This window comes from Lentzea albidocapillata (assembly GCF_000719115.1).
GTDB lineage: Bacteria > Actinomycetota > Actinomycetes > Mycobacteriales > Pseudonocardiaceae > Lentzea > Lentzea albidocapillata.
The window spans coordinates 27143-43026 of sequence record NZ_JOEA01000019.1; the positions used below are offsets into that span (position 1 = coordinate 27143).

General features: G+C 69.0%; 16 protein-coding genes. 5 read left to right on the forward strand and 11 right to left on the reverse strand.

Annotation, left to right across the window (positions count from 1 at the left end):
• Positions 1 to 54: 54 nt before the first annotated feature.
• The gene (locus tag IG04_RS42985) at positions 55 to 771 is read right to left on the reverse strand and encodes a response regulator (RefSeq protein ID WP_015099292.1); all 717 of its coding nucleotides are present in this window, start codon (positions 769 to 771) and stop codon (positions 55 to 57) included.
• Positions 772 to 1026: 255 nt separating this feature from the next.
• Between IG04_RS42985 and IG04_RS0129215 the strand changes: the two genes are divergently transcribed.
• Complete coding sequence (locus IG04_RS0129215) at positions 1027 to 2175, forward strand: dipeptidase (RefSeq protein ID WP_030479950.1); 1149 nt, start codon at positions 1027 to 1029, stop codon at positions 2173 to 2175.
• Between the two features lie 7 nt (positions 2176 to 2182).
• On the opposite strand, the gene IG04_RS0129220 is transcribed toward IG04_RS0129215, so the two are convergent.
• Complete coding sequence (locus IG04_RS0129220) at positions 2183 to 2725, reverse strand: DUF3000 domain-containing protein (protein WP_030479951.1); 543 nt, start codon at positions 2723 to 2725, stop codon at positions 2183 to 2185.
• A gap of 72 nt (positions 2726 to 2797) precedes the next feature.
• Between IG04_RS0129220 and hemE the strand changes: the two genes are divergently transcribed.
• Genes hemE through hemQ form a run of 3 tightly spaced genes read left to right on the forward strand, consistent with a single transcriptional unit; the run spans position 2798 to position 5975 of the window.
• Positions 2798 to 3832: a uroporphyrinogen decarboxylase gene (gene hemE, locus IG04_RS0129225; RefSeq protein ID WP_030479952.1), complete on the forward strand. Its 1035-nt coding sequence runs from the start codon at positions 2798 to 2800 to the stop codon at positions 3830 to 3832.
• Complete coding sequence (hemG, locus tag IG04_RS0129230) at positions 3832 to 5259, forward strand: protoporphyrinogen oxidase (protein ID WP_030479953.1); 1428 nt, start codon at positions 3832 to 3834, stop codon at positions 5257 to 5259. Before hemE ends, hemG begins: the two co-directional genes overlap by 1 nt.
• A 23-nt stretch (positions 5260 to 5282) precedes the next feature.
• Positions 5283 to 5975, forward strand: a complete 693-nt coding sequence (hemQ, locus tag IG04_RS0129235; protein ID WP_030479954.1) for a hydrogen peroxide-dependent heme synthase — start codon at positions 5283 to 5285, stop codon at positions 5973 to 5975.
• 12 nt (positions 5976 to 5987) lie between these two features.
• Here hemQ and IG04_RS0129240 read toward each other — a convergent pair whose 3' ends face one another.
• From IG04_RS0129240 to IG04_RS0129280, 9 genes are all read right to left on the reverse strand, one after another.
• Entirely contained in the window at positions 5988 to 9071 is a 3084-nt protein-coding gene (locus tag IG04_RS0129240) for a S8 family peptidase (protein ID WP_030479955.1), read from the reverse strand.
• Positions 9072 to 9245: 174 nt separating this feature from the next.
• On the reverse strand, positions 9246 to 9617 hold the full coding sequence (locus tag IG04_RS0129245; RefSeq protein WP_245816744.1) for an SCO6045 C-terminal-like domain-containing protein: 372 nt from the start codon (positions 9615 to 9617) through the stop codon (positions 9246 to 9248).
• Positions 9610 to 10428: an MbnB/TglH/ChrH family RiPP precursor modification enzyme gene (locus IG04_RS0129250; RefSeq protein ID WP_144065768.1), complete on the reverse strand. Its 819-nt coding sequence runs from the start codon at positions 10426 to 10428 to the stop codon at positions 9610 to 9612. The genes IG04_RS0129245 and IG04_RS0129250 overlap by 8 nt, the downstream gene beginning before the upstream one ends.
• On the reverse strand, positions 10428 to 11243 hold the full coding sequence (locus IG04_RS0129255) for a TIGR04222 domain-containing membrane protein (protein ID WP_276326713.1): 816 nt from the start codon (positions 11241 to 11243) through the stop codon (positions 10428 to 10430). The genes IG04_RS0129250 and IG04_RS0129255 overlap by 1 nt, the downstream gene beginning before the upstream one ends.
• 26 nt (positions 11244 to 11269) lie before the next feature.
• On the reverse strand, positions 11270 to 12046 hold the full coding sequence (locus tag IG04_RS0129260; RefSeq protein WP_144065769.1) for a TIGR04222 domain-containing membrane protein: 777 nt from the start codon (positions 12044 to 12046) through the stop codon (positions 11270 to 11272).
• Between the two features lie 89 nt (positions 12047 to 12135).
• Entirely contained in the window at positions 12136 to 13029 is an 894-nt protein-coding gene (locus IG04_RS0129265; protein ID WP_084402234.1) for a TIGR04222 domain-containing membrane protein, read from the reverse strand.
• 256 nt (positions 13030 to 13285) lie between these two features.
• On the reverse strand, positions 13286 to 13708 hold the full coding sequence (gene msrB / locus IG04_RS0129270) for a peptide-methionine (R)-S-oxide reductase MsrB (RefSeq protein WP_030479961.1): 423 nt from the start codon (positions 13706 to 13708) through the stop codon (positions 13286 to 13288).
• A gap of 112 nt (positions 13709 to 13820) precedes the next feature.
• On the reverse strand, positions 13821 to 14111 hold the full coding sequence (locus IG04_RS0129275) for a hypothetical protein (protein ID WP_030479962.1): 291 nt from the start codon (positions 14109 to 14111) through the stop codon (positions 13821 to 13823).
• A 55-nt stretch (positions 14112 to 14166) separates the two neighbouring features.
• On the reverse strand, positions 14167 to 15120 hold the full coding sequence (locus tag IG04_RS0129280) for an asparaginase (protein ID WP_030479963.1): 954 nt from the start codon (positions 15118 to 15120) through the stop codon (positions 14167 to 14169).
• A gap of 103 nt (positions 15121 to 15223) precedes the next feature.
• On the opposite strand from IG04_RS0129280, the gene IG04_RS0129285 reads away from it, so the two are divergent.
• Entirely contained in the window at positions 15224 to 15877 is a 654-nt protein-coding gene (locus tag IG04_RS0129285) for a GntR family transcriptional regulator (RefSeq protein WP_030479964.1), read from the forward strand.
• Positions 15878 to 15884: the final 7 nt, after the last annotated feature.

The following is a 15884-nucleotide window of genomic DNA, read 5'->3' on the forward strand; positions in this document are numbered from 1 at the left end:
ACGATCGCACCACTCACAGGTGTTCTCGGCCGGTTCAGTGCTTCAAACCGGTATCTAACGGATCACGCCGGCACGCATTGCCAGCGCGACCATCTGAGCGCGATCCCCGGTGCCCAGCTTCCGGCCGATCCGCGACAGGTGAGACTTCACCGTCAACGCGGACAAGCTCAGAGCCTCGCCGATTTCCTTGTTGCTCTGGCCATCGGCGACCAGCTGGAGCACCTCGACCTCACGCGCGGAGAGTTCCCGCGGCGTGTTGTCCGTGCCTGGCACCCGAGTACCCGCTGCGAGTACTGGTGCCACGCTCGGATCTGCGTAAACGCCACCATCGAGAACCCTGCGCACCCCGTCGGTGACCACCATCGGAGAGGCGGACTTCAGGAGGTACGCCTGGGCGCCCGCCTGGAAGGCCGACCTGACCGCGTAGGGGTCGTCGGAGGATGCGAGGACCACGATGCGGGGCCAGCCCTGGGCACGGAGTTCCGTGACCAGGTCGATGCCGGTGCCATCCGGCAGACCCAGATCGAGGATCGCGAGGTCGCATGGTCCGGTAGCGAGTGCCCGCGCCCGAGCCTCCGCCACCGAAGCGGCCTCATGAACTGTGCCGGCTCCCATTTGTGTGAGCCGGGCTGATATCGCCTCCCTCAGCAGTGGGTGGTCGTCGACCACCAGCACTGAAAAAAGCTCTTCCCGCGGGTGCGGGACCATGTTCGCCGGCAACGAGCCGGCTGGCGTGGTACGAACGGCCTGACCTAAGCCGACGGCAGCCACGTCACTACCTCCCTGGAGTCGGTCGTGCCCCCCGACCGGCACCGGAGACTTTCGTCCAATCAGCCGCGCCACTGATCGACCGAAAGTGGTGTCGTCTGGGGCAGCGTAGCCGCCCATGCGGGTCTACGGGACGATCAATCGGGTATCTATCCCTATTGAGTTGTGACAGATGGCCCCATGTGTCACACGATTGGATGACAACTAGATAGGGGGTGTAACGCGAGCCCCTCTCAGAACGACATCTTGGAGTTGGTTGTGCCTAGCAGTTCTGGTCTCGAACGAGCGCGGGCGTTGCTGCAGCGTGTCCCCCTCGTCGACGGCCACAACGACCTGCCGTGGGCTTTGCGCGAGTTCGGTGACGGAACGGGCGAGGACGTCTACACGACCGCCGCGAAGATCGATCTCACCGAACGTCATCCCAGCCTGCACACGGACCTCGTGAAAATGCGCGAGGGCGGCCTGGGGATGCAGTTCTGGTCCGTCTGGATTCCCGGCCGGCTGGCGGGCGACGGAGCGGTGACCGCCGTGCTGGAGCAGGTCGAGCTGGTCTACGAGCTGGCCGGACGATACTCCGATCACCTGGGCATCGCGACGACCGCCGCCGAAGCCGAAGAAGTTTTCGCCTCCGGGCGTGTCGCCTCCCTCCTCGGGGCCGAGGGCGGACACTCCATCAACTCTTCACTCGGTGTCCTTCGCGCCTTGCGCCGCCTGGGCGTCCGCTACATGACGCTGACCCACAACGACAACACCCCGTGGGCCGACAGCGCGACTGACCAGCCAGAACACGATGGCCTCACCGAGTTCGGCCGCGACGTCGTGCGCGAGATGAACCGGATCGGCATGCTCGTCGACCTGAGCCACGTCGCGCCCAGCACGATGCATGCCGCGCTCGACACGAGCGTCAAGCCCGTCATCTTCAGTCACTCGTCGTGCCGTCAGGTCGCGGACCACCCGCGCAACATCCCGGACGACGTGCTGGTCAAGTTGAAGGCAAATGGCGGTGTGGCCATGATCACATTCGTGCCGGACTTCGTCTCACCTCGTGTCGCTGAATGGGACGCAGCCCTTCGTGAGGCCATGACGGCCGCCGGCGCGAACCACGCCGACATGGGGGAGCGCAAGGCGTTCGCCGAGAAGTGGGGCGTCGAGCACCCGAAGCCGGTCGCCACGCTCGACGACGTCGTCCTGCACCTCGACCACGCCCGTGAGGTCGTCGGCGTCGACCACCTGGGTATCGGCGGCGACTACGACGGTGTCCAGGCACTGCCGCGGGGCCTCGAGGACGTGTCGACCTACCCGAGTCTCTTCGGCGCGCTGCTCGACAAGGGTTGGTCCGAGGACGACTGCGCGAAGCTCGCCGGCGCGAACGTCCTGCGTGTCCTGCGCGAGGCCGACCAGCCCTAATAAGGGTCTAGCGCTGCCCGAAGAGGGTGACGCCGACCGGCGGCAGCCCCACGGCCGTCGCCATCAGCTCGTAGAACGCGGTGCCGTGCTCGGCGAGTTCTCCGTCGAGCGCGGTCCACGACGCGCGCAGCTCCAGATCATCGGTGCGCGCGGGACCCGCTATGTCGCCGAACCGGGCCGACGACGTCTGCGTCACGGTCCCGCCCAGCGCGGTGAACCCGGCGCCGGACTGCTCCAGCGCCTCGGTCAGCCACGACCACCCGACCTCGGGCAGCAGGGGATCGGACGCCAGCTCGTGGTCCAGCTCGACACGCACGTACGCCACGACGCGAAGGACACCGCCCCACGCCTCGTCGCCGTCCGGATCGTGCAGCAGCACGAGCCTTCCGGTCGACAGTTCGTCCGACGGGCCGGTGACCTCAGCCGTCAGCGCGTACGCCCACGGAGCGAGCCGCTGCGGCGGGCGAACTTCGGTGAGTTCGATCTCGGGCCTGTGGCGAACCGACTTGAGCGTCCCCACCGCCCGGCGGAAGATTTCCGGCTCGGTCACACAACTGACTGTATGCCTCGCAATCCGGCCGGGTGATGGCGGCACGCCGAGACGTGGGACCATGAAACAGATATGAGCACTCAAGTTCCCCTCCTTGTGGCCGCAAGTGGCGGCACCCCGTCGCACACCCCTGTCTGGTTCATGAGGCAGGCGGGACGGTCGCTGCCCGAGTACCGGGCGCTCCGCCAGGGCACCGTGATGCTCGACGCGTGCATGGACCCGGAGATGGTCTGCGAGATCACCATGCAGCCCGTCCGGCGGCACGGTGTCGACGGCGCGATCCTCTTCTCCGACATCGTCGTGCCGCTCAAGGCCGCCGGTGTCGACCTCGACATCGTCGCGGGCACCGGTCCCGTCGTCGCGAACCCGGTCAGGACGCTCGAGGACGTGAAGGCTCTTCCCGAGCTGCACGCCGAGCAGGTCCAGCCGGTCGCGGACGCGATCGGGTTGCTGCTCAAGGAACTCCCGCAGGAAGTCGCCCTGATCGGGTTCGCGGGAGCGCCGTTCACGCTGGCCTCGTACCTCGTCGAGGGCGGGCCGAGCAAGAACCACGAGCGCACCAAGGCACTCATGCACGGCAACCCGGAGCTGTGGCACGCACTGCTCGCCAAGATCGCCGACGTCACGACGGCGTTCCTGCACGCGCAGCTCGACGCGGGTGTCCAGGCGGTCCAGCTGTTCGACTCGTGGGCGGGCGCGCTGTCCGAGCGCGACTACCGCGAGTTCGTCCTGCCGCACTCGAAGCGCGTCCTGGAGACGATCGGCACCGTCCCGCGGATCCACTTCGGCGTCGGCACCGGCGAGCTGCTGCCCGCGATGCGCGAGGCCGGCGCGGACGTCGTCGGCGTCGACTGGCGCATTCCCCTGGACGTCGCCGTGCGGCGCCTTGAGCAGGCGAACCCCGAGCTGCCGAAGCCGGTCGTGCAGGGCAACCTCGACCCGGCGCTGTTCTTCGCGGGCTTCGAGGCCGTCGAACGCGAGGTGCGCCGCATCCACGCCGAGGGCAAGGCCGCCGCGGGCCACATCTTCAACCTCGGCCACGGCGTGCTGCCCGACACCGATCCGGAGATCATCACCCGGACCGTCGAACTGATCCACAGCTTGTAATGCACGGAAGAGCGCCACACGTCGCAGTCGTCGGGGGAGGCATCTCCGGTCTCGCCGCCGCACACCGGTTGAGGATGCTGCTCGGCCCTGCCGCGAGGATCACGGTGATCGAGCAGTCCGACCGGCTCGGCGGCAAGCTGCGCACGACCGAACTCGCGGGCGTGCGGTTCGACGTGGGCGCGGAGGCGTTCCTGCACCGCAAGCCCGAGGCGCAGGAGCTGATCAACGAGGTCGGGCTCGCCGACCACGTCGTGCACCCGACGGCCGCGAAGGCGAGCGTGCACGCGGCCGGGCGCACGCACCAACTGCCCGCGCACACGTTCATGGGCGTTCCGGCGAGCGTCGAGACGGTGCGGCACATGCTGTCGTCCGAGGGCGCGCTGCGGGTCGAGATGGAACCGACGCTGCCACCGATCGAGCTCAGAGGCGGCGACGTGGCCGTCGGCACGCTGATGAAGGACAGGTTCGGTTCGGAGGTCGCGGACCGCCTGGTCGGCCCGTTGCTGGGCGGCGTCTACGCGGGCCGCGCCGAGGAGCTCGGCCTGCGCGCCACGATGCCGCAGATCGCCACGCTGCTGGACAAGGGCGTCGGCTCACTGCTCGCGGCCGCCGCGATGATGATGCCCGCGCCACCGCAGCCCCGTGCCGCCCGCCCGCCGGTGTTCGCCAGCCTCTGCAACGGCGTGTCGTCGCTCGTCGACCGGCTCGCCGAGGTCGCGAAGCCCGAGGTCAGGCTCGGGTTACCGGTCCGCGTGCTGTCGTGGCTCGGCGCCGGCTGGCGCCTCGAGATCGGCTCGGCCGCGACCCCGGAGTACCTGGAGTGCGACGGCGTCGTGCTCGCGGTCCCGGCTCCGTCCGCGCGCAAGCTGCTGCACGAGATCGCCCCGCAGGTGTCCGCCGCGTACGGCAAGGTCGAGGTCGCCTCGATGGCCGTGGTCGCGCTGGCGCTGCCGCCGGGCACCGAACTGCCGCAGCGCTCCGGCACCCTGATCGCGGAGGGGGAGCGGTACTCCGACCGCATCACCCCGTTCACCGCCAAGGCCTTCACGTTCTCCAGCCGCAAGTGGTCGCACTACGGCGAACCGGTCATCCTGCGCGGTTCGGTCGGACGGCACGGCGAGACGGCGCTCCTGCAGCGCAGCGACGCCGACCTCGTCAAGGCCGTGCGCAACGACCTGCACGAGCTGACGGGGATCAAGGCCGCGCCGATCGACTACGTGGTGCAGCGCTGGGGTGGCGGGCTGCCGCAGTACGGCGTCGGTCACGTCGACCTGGTGGACACCATCGAACGCGGCATCGCCGACGTGCCGGGCCTCGCCGTCGCGGGCGCCACCCTGCACGGAGTGGGTGTGCCCGCCTGCATCGCCACCGCCGACGCGGCCGCCGCCCGTGTCGCAGCACACCTGCTGGGCCGCGTTCGCCGCTGAGGGGCCCGTGCCAAGATGGACGTATGGCGCGCCTCAACTACAACGAGCTCAACGACACCATCCGCTACACGATGTGGTCGGTGTTCCGGGTCGAACCCGGCAAGCTGCCGGACGACCGTTCGGCCGCTGCCAGCGAGACCCAGAACTACCTGGACGCGTTGGAGGGCAAGGGCGTCGTCGTGCGCGGCGTCTACGACGTGGCCGGTCTGCGCGCCGACGCGGACTTCATGATCTGGTGGCACGCCGAGGAGATCGAGCAGGTGCAGGCCGCCTACACGGGCTTCCGCCGCACCCCGCTGGGCAAGGTCTCCACGCCGGTCTGGTCGCAGGTCGCCCTGCACCGCCCCGCGGAGTTCAACCGCAGCCACATCCCCGCGTTCCTCGCGGGTGAAGAGGCGCGCAAGTACATCTGCGTCTACCCGTTCGTGCGGTCCTACGAGTGGTACCTGCTGCCGGAGGAGGACCGCCGCAAGATGCTGGCGGACCACGGCAAGGAAGCCCGTGACTACCCGGACGTGCGCGCGAACACCGTCGCGTCGTTCGCTCTCGGCGACTACGAGTGGCTGCTCGCGTTCGAGGCCGACGAACTGCACCGCATCGTCGACCTCATGCGGCACCTGCGCGGCACCGAGGCGCGGCTGCACGTGCGAGAGGAAATCCCCTTCTACACGGGCACCCGCGTCCCGGCCGCCGAGCTCGTGCTCAACCTGCCCTGATCTACATGACCGCTACGCGGTCACTCGATAAGCGCGGATCACCGTCAGCTCAACGGTTCCACCCTTGGCGTCCGTCGCGGTGGCCTTCAACGAAGTCCACTGCGCGTTCGCCGGGTTGTAGACCAACGCGTTGTTGCCGACCACGCCCGCACGGCGCCACGATTTGCCGTCGTCGTGCGAGTACTGGACTCCGGTGATGCGCACCTTGCCCGCGTCACCCTGTGTCTGGGTGAGCAGTCCGATGCGCTGCAACGTGCCCGCGGGCACCGCGCCGTTGGCGTCGAGCTTCGGTTCGAACCTCACCACCGACAACGGCGGCGCGTCGATCTTGCCCTCGGTGCCCTGGGACTTGAAGGTCCACACCGCGGACACCTTGGTGCTGAACTCGAACTGCGAGCTCCGGTCGACGCTCATCTCGGCGCGGAAGTCGGCCTGCGGCAGCGGCACGTTGAACACTCCGCCCGGCGTGGTGGTCTCGCCGAGCAGGACACCGTCGCGGTACAACGCGGTCCTGGCGCTGTCCACAGTGGACGTGCCGTCGCCGTGGGTGCCGTCGCTCGTCAGCGGCACGCCGACGTAGAACTGCGTGCCGTACCGCTCGACGAACCCGTACTGCGACTCGGGCAGACCCGGCGAGAACACCGGCCGGACTTCGCGCTCCTGGTAGGTCTTGCCCGCCTTGTACGTGCGGAGCGCCGAGGTGATGCGTTCCTGCGCGCCGTTGGCGTGCCGCGTCATGATCGCGGACTGCCAGCGCATGTCCTCGGTCGTCACGTAGTCGACCGCGGTCGCGCCCGGCGCCACCGGGTACAGCGCGGTGCCGCCGCCCAAACCCTGTGGGGACAACGGCAACTCGCCCTTCGACGCCTGGCTGTTCGGCTTCTGGCCGCCGATGGTGGACTCGACCTTGGCCAGGTCCTTCCTGGCGGGCGCCTTGACGAGGCCGACGGGGAGGCCACCGGGAACCGGGTAGGCGAGCCGGTAGAACGTGTGCGGGTCGGCCGTGGTGTTGGCCTGCAGCATCGCGAGCGACGACAGGTCGCCGGGCGGCAGCGGTCCGCCGGCCTGAGCGATCCCGACACCCTCGAACCCGCCGAACACGAGCATGGTGCCCTGCAGGCGGCTCTGGCCGTCGACCGCGCGGCGGAACGCGATGATCCCGAGCGTGAAGTCACCGGTCTCCTCCGGCGCCTTCACCGACACGGGCTGGGCCAGGCGGGCGTCCTGCTTGACCGTCACGTCGCCGGTCAGCTTCACGGTGGGCTGGTAGAGCAGGTCCATGCCCCGCTCGCTGTTGTACAGCGTCGTGTCGAGGAAGTACGTGCCCTTGGGCAGGCGGATCTTCACGTCGCCCGTACCGGCGACCGGCTTGAACGTGTTGTTGTCCAGGCCGACCAGGAACGTGAACGAGGTCCCCGGATCCTGCCCGTCGCGACCGATCATGTCGATCGTGAGGGTGTAGCTCTCCACCTCGCGGTCGATGCCGACGAGCGTGCGGACGGTGTGCGAACCGGACGTGGCGACGACCTCGCCCGCGTACGCGGCGTCCTGGGTGCCGGCGCGCGAGTCACCGGTGACGTTGACCGACGCGGTGCCCTTGGCCGGCACGGTGACCTTCGTGGCGCCCAGCGTGAACATGCCCGCCGGGGCACTGCCCTTGAACGCGAGGTCGAGCGTGATCGCCGCGTCCGTCGGGTTGGTGTAGGTGATCGCCTTGGTCACCGGCTTGTCGTCACCGTGCGGCCACTCGTGCAGGCCGAGGTTGACGGCGACGTCGCCGGTCAGCACCTGCTCGATCGCCTTGGCCACGTCGATGCGCCCGGCGCCCTGGTCGAACGCGCTGACGCCCTCGGCAGGCTTGGCCGTGGTCGCGAGCGCCGACTTGAGCTGCGCCGGCGTCCACTCCGGGTGCTGCTGTTTGAGCAACGCCGCCGCACCCGCCACGTGCGGGGTCGCCATGGACGTGCCGCTGGCTGCGAAGTGGTCCGCAGAACCGGCCTTGGCGGCGACGATGTCGACGCCCGGTGCGGTCACCTCGGGCTTGAGCCCGCTGTCTCCGACGCGAGGGCCCTTGCTGGAGAACGGGGCGATCTTGTCGTCGCGGTCGACGGCGCCGACCGACAGCGCGGCCTCCGCCGTGCTGGGCGAGCTCACCGAGCCGGGCGAACCCGAGTTGCCCGCCGCGACGACGAACAGCGTGCCGTACTGGGCCGTCAGGTCGTTGACGGCCTGCTCCAGCGGGTCGACCTCGGGGGTGTCGCCACCGCCGAGGCTCATGTTGACGACCTGGGCACCCTGCTCCGCCGCCCAGCGCATGCCGTCGAGGATCCAGGACTCCTGGCAGCCGAACTCGACGCAGACCTTCGCGTCGATGAGCTGCGCGCCCGGTGCGACGCCGCCGTACTTCGCGTCGTGGCTCGCGACCGTCGACCCGACGTGCGTGCCGTGGCCGACGTTGTCGGTGGTGTCGGGGTCGGACGTGAAGTTCTTCTCCGCGATCTGCTGACCGGCGAGGTCCGGGTGCTTCTCGTCGACACCGGTGTCGACGATCGCGACCTTGATCCCCTTGCCGGTGATGCCCTTCTGGTGGGCGGCCGGCGCGCCGATCTGGGCGACGCTGCGGTCGAGGCTCGGCTTGCGGATGCCGTCGAGCCAGACCTTGTCACCGGTCGCGGCCTCGGCCTTGAGCGCCGTCCAGTCGTTCGAGGACCGGGCACCGAGTCTCGCCCGGCCGTCCACGATCAACGGCATGCGGTCGCGGTAGCCGAACTCCAGCAACGTGGTGACGTCGAACAGTCTGCTGTCGAGCCGGCCCGCCGCCAGGGGCTCGAACGCGTCCTTCGGCACGACCATCGTGTGACCGTCCGCGGTGCGGGCGGTCTTGAAGGCCATGTTCCCGCGGCCCTCTCCGGGCTGGATCGCGACGACCTGCCTGTCGTGTCCCAGCAGGACCTTGTCGCCCGTGACGAGGGTGACCTCGTCGGCGGTCCTCTGCGGGGCGTTGCCCGCTGGTGGAGCGGCCGCGGCTGTGGCGGCCGGTGCCACGGTCAGGGCGAGCGCCGTGACGGCGCCCAGCACTTTGGATTTTCCGCGCATTCGAATCCCCTCATGGTTCGAATTCTGCGCGCTGTGGTCCGCGCAGGCCGGAAGGCCTTTCGCGGCAAAACGAAAGCAATGCGAAAAGGTCCCCCAACCCTTTCGAACGTATCGATGGTGCTGGGGGTCACACAGGGCCGAACGGGGGATTCTGGCCCCCGTTTTGCTCGCCCGTCAGTTCGACTGCCAGAACTTCCAGCGTGCCTTGCGCTTTTCTGACAGTTCGCCGGAGGCGCGGCACCATTCCGCGAACGCTGCTGCATCCTCGCGCGCGCGAGAGCCCGCACGACGTGGATGTTCGGCGGCGTAGGCGTCGAAGAGCGACCGGAACCGGTCGCCGAGCTCGTCGGCGACCGCGGGTCCCAGCATCCGCACGATGCCGCGCCGTTTCGACAACAAGGCGCGGCGTTCGACGCCGAGGCGTTGTTCGTCGAATCCCGCCGGTGCCGGTCCGTTCGCGAGCAATGCATTTAGCAGCTCGGCCTGCTGGGCGGCAAGCCTTTCGCGTGCGGACGAAAGGCTGTTCTCGTTCACGATTTCAGTCACGATGTTTGTCCACGACCGCGCGGATCGCGGCCAGTTCGCCCGCGATTTCGGTGTCGGACGGGTAGTTGTCGTCCCGTTCCAGCAGAACGCCCGGCGGGGCGACGCGCGAGCACAGTTCGTCCAGCACTTCCAGGACTTCCGGCAGAACCGCGTGCGCGTGCGTGTCGTGGTAGATGTCGCCGTGCTGCTCGCCGCCGGCCACGTGCACGTACGCCAGGCGCTCCAGCGGGATCTCGTCGAGGAACCGCTCCGGGTCCGTGCCGATGTTGCGGGCGTTCGCGTAGAGGTTCGCGACGTCCACGAGCAGCCAGCAGTCCGTGCGCTCGACGAGCTCGGCCAGGAACTGGCCTTCGGACAGCTCGCCGTCCGGCCACTCCAGCAGCGCCGCGACGTTCTCCAGCGCGAGCGGCACGGGCAGGTTCCGCTGCGCCAGCTTCACGTTCGCGACGAGCACGTCGAGCGCGTCCCTGGTGCGCGGCACCGGCATCAGGTGGCCGGAGTCGAGCCCGCCCGCCCGCACGAAGCACACGTGGTCGCTGACCATCGGCGCGCCGACCGCCTCGGCGACGGCGCCCAGGTGCTCGACCCGGTGGAGATCGACCTGGTCGGCGCTGCCCAGCGACAGCGACACCGCGTGGGGGAGCACCGGGACGCCACGCTCCAGCAGCAGCGTCACCGACTCCGGCAGGTGTCCGATGTGGAGGTTCTCCGCTACGACCTCGACGAAGTCCACGCCGGGCAACCGTTCCACGGTCAGGTCGATCTCCGAACGCCAGCCGATGCCGACGCCCAGGTCCTTGATGCCCGCCATCAGTCGCCTCCACCTCCGCCGCCGCCACAACTGCTGCCGCCACCACTGCAGCTACTGCTGCTGCCCGACGAACAACTGCTGCCACCACAACCGCTGCTGCCACACCCGCTGCCGCAGCCGGCCGCGCTCGTGGCGCCTCTGTTTCCGGCCTTCCTCTTCCTCTTGCGTGGCAGCATCTTGACCACGCTCTGCGGCAGCCCGAAGAGCTCGCCGGCGCTCTGATTGCCGATCCTGCCGCGGAAACCCTCCAATGCCACCGCGAGAACCCTGTCGCTCGCGGTCACGTCCTTCAACGCGGCCCGGCCCGCCCTGGTGAGCGGTTTCGCGCCATACGTCCAATATGCGACCCCCAGGAACCCTGCCGCGCCGAAGAGGGTCCACGGCTCCAGGAAGGCGGCCAGGCTCAGGACGGCGCCGATCGCGAGGAAGACCCACCACGCCGCGAGCCGGGGACGGGGATCGCGGGTCAGCCCGCGTGCCCGCAGCTGCTGGTGCAGCGTCCGCATCTCCGCGCTTTTCGCGGCGTTCCGCACGACCGCGTCGAACCGGACCGCCTTGCGCAGGTTGACGAGAATGAACGTCTCGACCGCGGTCGAGGCGCCCAGCTCGGTCTGGTGCACGGCGGACACGAGCCCGTCGCGCGACACCCGCACCAGATCGGCGTCGAGCAGCCTGGCCAGCGCGGTCTCCGCCGCCCGGCCGGGTCCTGCCACCAGGTAGCCGATCTGCTCCGGGGGCAACCGCGTTCCGCGTGCTGTCGTCGATGTCGCCATCAGTCGCCTTCTCCTCCGCCGCCGCAGCTGCCACCGCTGCAACTCGAACCGCTCGAACTACTGCAACCTCAACTGCTGGAACTGCTGCAGCTACTACTGCTGCTACTGCTACAACTCGAGCTGCTGCTGCTGCTGGAACAACTGCTACTGGAACTGCTGCAACTGCTCGAACTGTTGCTCGAACAACTCGACGTTCCGCCGCAACTGTGGTGGTTCCAGTCGTACGAGCTGCAACTGGCGGCGACGTACGAAGTGGACGACGTCGAGCGCTGCTTGCCCCGGCGCAGGCCGAACAACGCCACGGCGCCCGCACTGCTGTCCGGATTCCTCAGCGCGTACGTCAACACGGTCTTGCCGTTCCTCGTGAGCCTGCCCGGCTTGCGCAGCAGGATCACGACCAGCACCAGCAGTGCCGTCAGCAGGAACAGCCACGGGTCGACGATGACGGCGACGAACATCGAGACGAAGGCCAGCAGGAACACCACCAGCCGCAACGCCGCCCTGCCGCCGCCTGGCCTGCCGAACTCGCGGTGCACCATTCCGCGGGCGACGAGGCTCGCCTGGAACGCGGCCATCTCGTGACTGGCCATCGCGACCTGCACGACCTGGTTGATCGGGCGGGCGGTGCCCTGCAGTCCCGCGAGGACGTACGCCTCCAGCGGGGTTGTGGCGCCGTAACCGTTCTGGTGGACGGCGGTCACGAGTCCCTCGCGGGAGACGCGCACGAGACCGCCGTCCAGCAGCCGGGCGAGAACGGCCTCCGCCGCCCTGCCCGGTCCCCCTGCCAGGAACCCGATCTCCTCCGCGGACCACGTGGTCCGGTGCGGTGCCGAAGACTCGGACATCAGCACTCCCCTCACTGGTGTCAGTGCATCTTCGACGTGAGATCTACCCCTGGGTTCCTGTTGTTACCTGAATAGGACCGAACGACCGATCAGCCGCCGCCACCACCACCGCAGCCGCCGCCCCCGCCCCCGCAGCTGCTTCCGCTTGAACACGAAGAAGAACCGGCTGAACACGTGCTGTGGCTGCTGCCGCCGCTGTAGCCGCCGGAACCGGAGGAGGCGAGCAACGAGGTGCGCACCGCCAGATCCGGGTAGACGACGAGACCGCCGAAGAGGACCGCGCCGGCCGCGCCCGCGTACACGACCTCGTCCACGCTTCCCGCGGCACTGGTGCTCGTGCGGCGAGCGTCGTCGAGGACGCGGTCGCCCTTGCGGGTGCGGATGTGCCTGTCGCGCCGGGTCAGGCGCAGCGTCAGGATCAGCAGGCCGGTGAGGACGAGCTGCACCATGAGCCAGCCGATGTTCGCGCCGATCGCGAGGCCGTTCACCCAGCGTGCGAACCCGATCACGATCAGCACCCACAACGCGATGGATCCCTTGCGCAGCGCGCTTTTCGCGACGGCCGGGTTGACGACGAGGCCCATGGCCTCGAGGCGCTGCCCGATGGCCGTGACCGCGCCGTCCTCGGCGACGGCGGGGATCATGAGGTTGACCGTGCGGTTGGTGTAGCGCTGGCAGTCGGTGACGACGGCGCGGTCCACCGGGTTGAGCGACCGCGTGGTGGACGTGACCTGAACGGTGCCGCGCCGTGAAGTCCTGAGCTCACCCGCGGTGAGCAGTCGCGCGACGGCCGTCTCGACCACGCGCCTTGGACCGCCCGCAAGATATGCGAGCTCGTCCATGTCGAGGGAGCGCACGGGCTGGGTGCTGTGACCCGCCCGCACGCGTACCCGGACGACGATCGCGACCAGCACGGCCAGTGCCAGCCCGATCCAGTACAGCTGAAGGAACTCCGGTCCTGACAATCCCCAAGGCCTTGGCATTCGACCCACCCCCTGACTGCCCCGAAAGTGCTTCGGTGAGTCAATGGTGTGGTCCGCGCCACAGCCTCACAAGGCTTGTTGACGAAGCCTTAGGGTTGCCCGCCTTCTGCCCCCGTTTTCTGCTTATGGCTAGCTGGACGAGCCGCCATCGACTCCGCCGGAGCCTTCGCCGTCAGTGCCACGCAGGGCGATGCGGAAGATCATGGTGCCTCCCAGGTCCGTCCGGTTCCTTGGTGACCGGACTGGGCTCAGTCTCCTATTCGGACGGAACGAGTTTCAAGGAGACGGAGTTGATGCAGTACCGCTGGTCCGTCGGCGTGGGGTACCCCTCGCCCTCGAAAACATGCCCGAGGTGGCTGTGACACGTGGCGCAGAGCACCTCCACGCGTTTCATGCCGAGGGCGCGGTCTTCACGCAGGATGACCGCTTCGCCGGCCAGCGGTGAGAAGAACGACGGCCAACCGCAGTGCGAGTCGAACTTGGTGTCACTGCGGAAGAGTTCGGCCCCGCAGGCACGGCACTCGTAGAGGCCCTCGGTCTTGGTCTCGGTGTACTCGCCGGTCCATGGACGTTCGGTGCCCGCCTGCCGCAGCACCGCGAACTCGGCGGGGTTGAGCTGGGCGCGCCATTCCTCTTCGGAACGCACGACTTTGGGGGTGGCGCCGACAACAGGTTCCATGTCTCTTTATAACTCCGGCCTGCCCTCAGGGCTTCCCGGCGCCGCTGTGGGGTGCGGCGCCGTAAGGCCCCGTTAAGGTCTCGTTCTCGTTTGTGACCAGAAGATGTTCGGCTCAGAAGATGACGGCGATGATGTCGCCGAGTGCGAACCAGATCGTGAGGAGCACGCCCAGCAGGATGAGCCCGACGACGATGACGGCGACGAGCCGCTGGTGGCCCGTCGTGCGGTTCGCCGAGTCCGCGAAGTCCTGCACGCCTTCCAGGTAACCCTCGACGGTGAAGCCCGGGCGTTGCCGCTGCATCTTGTCGAGATGGTCGGCGAACGCCTTCGTCTCGGGGTCGTGTGGGTCGAGACCGATCAGTTCCTCCTGGAACTTCTCGTCCTCGTCCTTCGAATCGCCCATAAACCCCAGCTTAGTGGCTGGGGCGTGGGATTCGAGCCTGGCGGGCGGCCGGGCGTCAACTCGCCAGCGCGAGCGACGGCCGGACCGCGCCGACCGCGCGGCCGTGCCCGAGAACCGGCACCGTGGCGAGGTCCTCGACCTTGCCGACGTCGACCCCGAGTCGCCTGAGCACCGCGACGATGACGACCGCGCGGGCGCGCGACGAACCGTCCGCGATCTTGAGCGCCACCCCCTCGCCGGTGGGCAGGCCGACCGCGTAGACGCCCTCGGCGCCGTCCTTGGCGATGACGCCGGGCAGGGCGCCCATGAGCACGGTGACGTCGCGGCCGGTGCCGCCGACCCACTGCGGGTTGGTGTTCATGGCGGTGGCGACGCGGTGTTCGAGGGTGCCCTCGGGAGCGCGGGCGAGGCGGCCGAACGCGCGGGCGAGGCCGGTGAGGCTGATGGCGAAGATCGGGGCGCCGCAGCCGTCCACGCCGACCTCGGTGACGGGCTCGCCGGCCACGTCCTCGATCGTGAGCCGGGTCGCGACCTGCAACGGGTGCGCCGGGTCCAGGTAGTCGCGGGTGGACCAGCCGTTGGCGACGCAGGTGGCGAGCATGGCGGCGTGCTTGCCGGAGCAGTTCATGTACTTCGGAGCGGGCGCGAGGCCCTGCGCGAGGTGCTGGGCGCGTGCCTGCTCGCCGAGCGGGAGGTCGGGGGTGCACTGCAGGGCGTCCTCGCCGAGACCGGCCGAGGCCAGGATCCGCAGGGCGCCGGCGATGTGGAAGTCCTCGCCCGAGTGCGAGGCGCAGGCCAGGGCGAGCAACGCGCCGTCGAGGTCGAGGCCGCTGCGCAGCATCGCGAGGGCCTGGAGCGGCTTGTTCGACGAACGCGGGAACGCGACGTCGCCGGGGCGGCCGATGGAGAGGACCGCGTCACCGGAGACGTCGGTGGCGACGACGGTGCCGTGGTGCACCGATTCGAGGAAGTCGCCCCGCCAGACCTCAGCCACTACTTCGTGTGCCATGTCGCCCCTCCAGCCTCTGAGTAAAACTGCCAACTGTCGACAGTTGACACGTTCGCTAGTTTAGCGGGAGGACGGCCGGTGCCGTCCAGATCAGGAGACGAAGGTGACACCTCCGGCGCCACTGCACCTCAGCCTGGCCGGGCAGGCCGTGGACGTGCTGCGCGAGCAGGTGCTCATTGGGGAGATCCCTCCGGGCTCGCGGGTCAACGAGGTCGAGGTGGCGCAGAAGCTCGGCATCAGCCGCGGGCCGTTGCGCGAGGCGATCCGGCACCTGGCCTCCGAAGGGCTGCTGACGCTGGTCCCGCACCGCGGCGCGTTCGTGCCCGATGCCAGCCCCGAGGACGTCAGGGCGTTGTTCGAGCTGCGCACCGCGCTGGAGTGCGCGGCCGCGGAGCTGGCGGCGTCGCGGCGGACCGACGTCGATCTCGTGCGGTTGCAGGAAGTGTGCGCGGAGAGCCGGCGCAACTACAAGGCCGGGCAGCCATTCCCGTACCGGCTGGATCTCGCGTTCCACCAGACGTTGATCGAGGCCGCCCGCAGTCCGTACATCGCCGAGCAGGTGCGGCTCGTGCAGCAACGAGTGGTGCTGCTGCGCAGTGCGCTGGACGACGACCCGCCACACCAGCACGCGTCGATGGACGACCACGACGAACTCGTCCGGGCGATCGCGGACGGGGACGCGGCCACGGCGTCGACGGTGATGCGTCGGCACCTTTCCCGCGTGTGTGCGCAGATGCTCACGAGCTTGACCCACTAACTTCGGT

Excerpts from the sequence above, each read along its gene's own strand:
- hemE (WP_030479952.1), top strand. The coding sequence starts at position 2,798 with ATGAGCACTCAAGTTCCCCTCCTTGTGGCCGCAAGTGGCGGCACCCCG.
- hemG (WP_030479953.1), top strand. The coding sequence starts at position 3,832 with ATGCACGGAAGAGCGCCACACGTCGCAGTCGTCGGGGGAGGCATCTCC.
- hemQ (WP_030479954.1), top strand. The coding sequence starts at position 5,283 with ATGGCGCGCCTCAACTACAACGAGCTCAACGACACCATCCGCTACACG.
- IG04_RS0129240 (WP_030479955.1), bottom strand. The coding sequence starts at position 9,071 with ATGCGCGGAAAATCCAAAGTGCTGGGCGCCGTCACGGCGCTCGCCCTG.
- IG04_RS0129250 (WP_144065768.1), bottom strand. The coding sequence starts at position 10,428 with ATGGCGGGCATCAAGGACCTGGGCGTCGGCATCGGCTGGCGTTCGGAG.
- IG04_RS0129260 (WP_144065769.1), bottom strand. The coding sequence starts at position 12,046 with ATGTCCGAGTCTTCGGCACCGCACCGGACCACGTGGTCCGCGGAGGAG.
- IG04_RS0129265 (WP_084402234.1), bottom strand. The coding sequence starts at position 13,029 with ATGCCAAGGCCTTGGGGATTGTCAGGACCGGAGTTCCTTCAGCTGTAC.
- msrB (WP_030479961.1), bottom strand. The coding sequence starts at position 13,708 with ATGGAACCTGTTGTCGGCGCCACCCCCAAAGTCGTGCGTTCCGAAGAG.
- IG04_RS0129275 (WP_030479962.1), bottom strand. The coding sequence starts at position 14,111 with ATGGGCGATTCGAAGGACGAGGACGAGAAGTTCCAGGAGGAACTGATC.
- IG04_RS0129280 (WP_030479963.1), bottom strand. The coding sequence starts at position 15,120 with ATGGCACACGAAGTAGTGGCTGAGGTCTGGCGGGGCGACTTCCTCGAA.